The organism is Mycobacterium sp. (assembly GCF_049278535.1).
Lineage (GTDB): Bacteria > Actinomycetota > Actinomycetes > Mycobacteriales > Mycobacteriaceae > Mycobacterium.
On record NZ_JBAPMI010000292.1, the window covers coordinates 1 to 4,464 of the forward strand.

Annotated in this window: 5 protein-coding genes; 3 read left to right on the plus strand and 2 right to left on the minus strand. The window is 67.0% G+C overall.

The features are described 5' to 3' along the window. Positions 1 to 241 precede the first annotated feature (241 nt). The 3 genes from WAO18_RS19510 (at position 242) to WAO18_RS19520 (ending at position 2,705) form a co-directional block, all read left to right on the plus strand. The gene (locus WAO18_RS19510) at positions 242 to 586 is read left to right on the plus strand and encodes a rhodanese-like domain-containing protein (RefSeq protein WP_422207881.1); all 345 of its coding nucleotides are present in this window, start codon (positions 242 to 244) and stop codon (positions 584 to 586) included. Positions 587 to 748: 162 nt separating this feature from the next. Then, positions 749 to 1,876: a DUF4328 domain-containing protein gene (locus WAO18_RS19515; protein WP_422207882.1), complete on the plus strand. Its 1,128-nt coding sequence runs from the start codon at positions 749 to 751 to the stop codon at positions 1,874 to 1,876. Positions 1,877 to 1,880: 4 nt separating this feature from the next. Beyond that, on the plus strand, positions 1,881 to 2,705 hold the full coding sequence (locus WAO18_RS19520; protein WP_422207883.1) for a glycerophosphodiester phosphodiesterase: 825 nt from the start codon (positions 1,881 to 1,883) through the stop codon (positions 2,703 to 2,705). On the opposite strand, the gene WAO18_RS19525 is transcribed toward WAO18_RS19520, so the two are convergent. Together WAO18_RS19525 and WAO18_RS19530 are read right to left on the minus strand one after the other, a co-directional pair. Beyond that, the gene (locus tag WAO18_RS19525) at positions 2,706 to 3,251 is read right to left on the minus strand and encodes a ferritin (RefSeq protein ID WP_422207884.1); all 546 of its coding nucleotides are present in this window, start codon (positions 3,249 to 3,251) and stop codon (positions 2,706 to 2,708) included. 155 nt (positions 3,252 to 3,406) lie between these two features. Beyond that, on the minus strand, positions 3,407 to 4,464 hold a 1,058-nt coding region (locus WAO18_RS19530), incomplete at its 5' end, for an LCP family protein (protein WP_422207885.1).

Consider the following 4,464-nt stretch of genomic DNA (forward strand, 5'->3'; position numbering starts at 1 on the left):
AGATGGCGCAACCGTGAGACTCGCTAAGAATTCGCTGAGGGCCGATTCGGGCAGCCGATCACGAAGCGGTAACGGACGCGGTTATCCACAGCTGCACACCCGAGTCGGCTAGTGATCGTGCATTAATGCACGAAGGCTCGTCAGTCCAGCCTGTGGATAAACCTGTGGAAACTGTGGATATCCGGTTTTAGCTGACAGTTGGCCTTAACGCGGCCGCACCTTCCGTGCCAAGATCAACCCCGTGGACGGTGAACCGGTGATCGCACAGACAACCATCAGCGACCTGCCCGCTGAATTCGGCCCGACATCGGTGTTGCTGGACGTGCGCGAAGACGACGAGTGGAACCGCGGTCACGCCGCGCAGGCCCAGCACATCCCGATGGGTGAGGTGCCGGCCCGGCTCGAGGAGATCGACCGGTCGGCCACGTTGTACGTCATCTGCAAGGCCGGCGGGCGCTCGGCGAAGGTCGCGCAGTTGCTGGCCAACAACGGCTACGACCCGATCAACGTCAACGGCGGAATGCTGGCGTGGGCCGAGGCGGGCCGCCCGGTGGTCACCGGCGACGGCGGACCCGGAAGCATCTGACCGGCCGACCTGTCGCCGCTAGCAGCAGATTTCGATCGCACAGTTAGTCTGATCTGATGATCCGCGCCGGCGACGATGCAGGGCGCAGCGATGAGGAGGAGCGGCGCTGATGATCCGCGTCGGCGACGATGCAGGGCGCAGCGATGAGGAGGAGCGGCGCTAATGATCCAAGTGTGCTCCCAGTGCGGCACACGCTGGAACGTCCGCGACAAGCAGCGGTCGTGGTGTCCGCGCTGCAACGGCACCTTGATGGCGCCGTCGGCTACCGGCGCACCTCAAGCTCCCGCCGCCGATTCCGGCTGGGGTCCCGGTCCGCGCAGGGCTCCTCGGCTGCCACCGGGCTATCGATGGATCGCCGTGCGTCCAGGTCCGCCACCCCCGCCTCGTCGCCGTCGCCGTCCGCTCGGCCCGACCCCGCGTTACCTCGCGATACCGCGCTGGGGCCTGATGGACCGGATCGACGCGGCCAGCGCCTGGTCCGATCGGACGCAGCGGCAGGCGCCGCCGGCAGATCGCGTTCGGTCGTCGTTCTTCGTCGCCGCGGTGGCCCTGGGCGCTGCCGCGCTGATGCATCTGGTGCGGTATCTGTTGCTGATCATCAACCGCAATACCCTGCTGAACTGGCTGGTGGCTGACGCGGCGGCGCTGTTGAGCGTGCTGGCCAGCCTGGCCGCGATCGCGGCGGTGATGACCTGCGCGGTGGCGCTGACGCGATGGTTGATCGCCCGTCGCGCTGCGGCCTTCGAGCACGTCGGCCGGCCGGACCCCCGCTCGCGTCGGGCGCTGTGGGCCGGCACGCTGCTGCCGCCGTCGGCGGCGATGGTGCTGGCCATTACGTTCGCTGTGGTCGCGGCGACCACCGGACACTCGGCCAGCTGGGCGTTGATGGCCGCCTGCATCGGGTTCTGTTGTCTGCCCCTGCTGGCCGCGCTCTGGGCGCTGGTCTACGTGATCGAGTTGGCCAAAACCGAGGACCATTACGCCCGGTTACGCCACGTGATCTGGGGCTGGTGGCTGCTGTGGCTGCTCAGCAGCGTGACGTCGGTCTTCGCGTCGGTGACCAGTGGGGCTCAGGACGCACAGGGCATCGCCAACAACACCGTGGCCATGATCGTCGCTTATCTGCTGGCGTTGGTGGCAGTGCTGGCGACCGCGAAGGTATTCGAAGGATTCGAGGCAAAGCCGATCGAACGGCCCGCCCACCGCTGGGTGGTGGTGGCCGACGACGGCGCCGACGAATCGGAATCTCCTGCAGCAGTTGAGTTGACGGGTGAAGAACCGGCAGCATAGGGACATGACGTGGGCCGAGGAGGTGGTCTCCCGGCACCCGTTTGTGGTTGCGCATCGCGGAGCCTCGGCGTCCCGGCCGGAACACACCCTGGCCGCTTACGATCTCGCGCTGCGCGAAGGCGCCGACGGCGTGGAATGCGACGTCCGGCTCACCCGCGACGGGCACTTGGTCTGCGTGCACGACCGCAAGCTCGACCGGACGTCCACCGGTGCCGGTCTGGTCAGCATGATGACGCTGGCCCAACTTCGTGAGCTGGAATTCGGTTCCTGGCATGGCAGTTGGCGCGCCGATGGCGCCCACGGCGACACCGGCCTGTTGACGTTGGACGCGCTTGTGTCACTGGTGCTGGACTGGAAGCGGCCGGTGAAGATCTTCATCGAGACCAAACATCCAGTCCGATATGGAGCATTGGTCGAAAGCAAAGTGCTGGCGTTGTTGCACCGCTACGGCATCGCTGCGCCGGCCTCCGCGGATCGATCGCGGGCAGTGGTGATGTCGTTCTCCGCGGCAGCACTGTGGCGGGTCCGCCGGGCGGCGCCGCTGCTGCCGACGGTGCTGCTCGGCCGGAGCCATCGATACCTGGCCAGCAGCGCGGCCAGCACGGTCGGGGCAACCGCCGTGGGGCCGGCGATCGCCACGCTGCGGGCACATCCCGAGCTGGTCGACCGTGCGGCCGCCCAAGGGCGGGCGCTGTACTGCTGGACGCCCGACGACTACGAGGACGTCCGTTTCTGCCGAGACATCGGGGTGGCCTGGCTGGCCACTAATTACCCCGGCCGGGTTAAGGCCTGGCTGGAAGACGGCCTGACCGGCGCCGACCCGCACTAGTCAGAGGCGGCCTCCGGCAGCGGCCGGCGCGTCGGCCACGCTGCGCGCCGAGTCGATTTCCCGGGCGACGAAGTTCTCCAGGTCGAACAGGTTGGCCCCGGCGCGATCGGCGACCCGCACCAGCGACGTCATCCGTGCCATCTCCTCGACCTGCTCCTTGAGGAACCACTGCATGAACTGCTCGCCGAGGTAGTCGCCCTCGTCACGGGCTACCGCGGCCAGCCTGCTGACCTGGTCGGTGACCAGCCGCTCCTGGTCGAGCGCCAGCGCCAGCGCGTCACGCGGGGTGTCGAACGCATTGCGCACTCCCTCGACACCGGGGATCTCGAGGTGCACGTCGCGGTCGAGCAGATATTGCACCAGCATCATCGCGTGGTTGCGCTCCTCGATCGCTTGAGCATAAAAGCGTTTGGCCAGCTGCCGCAGTTCGGCGCCGTCGAAATAAACGGCGATGGCGACATATTGCTGAGAGTTGGTGAATTCGTGAAAAACCTGCTCCTGCAATAACGCGTGAAACTTTGATTTATGGACATCATGATCGTTCATGTTGGCCACGCTACTGCAGGTCAAGCGCCTTGTCATCGAAGGTCATGCTTACTGAGGCCAGCTTTTCCTAAGTAATGAAAGGCTATGTTGACTACATGCGTCGCGCCATTTATGGCGAAGGCGAAAAGCAGAGAATACGGCCCGGAACTAATGGTTTATGGTTGATCACCGAGAACGGTCGACGGCACCGGCCGGTCGCCGGCCAGCGCATCGAACAACGCGCTCGCCTTCTCGTGATCCCATACCACCACCGAACCCGAGCCGCCGCTGGTGAGCTCGCCGATCGGAACGGTCAACGCGGTCATCGACCCGTGTAGCGCCCAGCCCAGCCGGGCCAGGTCCCAGACATGATCGTCGTGGTCGACGGTCAATGCGCCCAGCGCCGCATGCGGCACCGAATACCACCGCCACGGGTTGAGCCAGACCGCCGGGCTGGCCGCCCGGTGCAGCAATGCCGCCATGAATCGCCGCTGTTCGACCATACGATCCAGATCGGCACGTGGCGTGGCCCGGCTACGCACGAAACCCAGCGCGTCGTGGCCAGCCAGCTTCTGGCACCCGGCGGGGAGGTTGATGCCGGCCAGCGGGTCCTCGATGGGCGCGGTCGGGCAGACGGTGACCCCGCCCAGGCCATCGACCAGCCCGGCGAAACCACCGAACCCGATCTCGGCGTAATGGTCGATCCGCAGACCGGTGGCTTGCTCGACCGTCTGCGCCAGCAGCGGCGCACCGCCCATCGCGAACGCGGCGTTGATCTTGTCGCGGCCGTACCCGGGGATCGGTACGTAAGAGTCGCGGGGGATGGAAACCATCGTCGTCGACGAGCCGGACCCGAAGGCGGGCACATGCACCATCAGAATGGTGTCGGTTCGGCCGTTGCCGGTGTCGCCGCCGGTTGCCAAAGCCTGCTGCTGCTCGGCGGTGAGGTCTTGGCGGCTGTCCGAGCCCACCAGCAACCAGGTGCTGCCTGGCCCGGCCGCCGGGCGGCCCGGGTAGTCGGTCAGGACGGCCTGCCGGTGTAGCGCGGTTTCCACCCACAGCGCGCCACCCAGGAGCGCGGCACCGCCCAGCAGTACGGCGATCACCAGGCTCAGCGAAATCACTTGCAGCCAAGCCCTTTTGCGACGCGGCGCCCGGCCGCGAACCTGACGTTGCCGCGCGCCGCGGCGGTTCGGGGCCACCGGCCGTGGCGGCGGGATACCCGGTGGTGGGG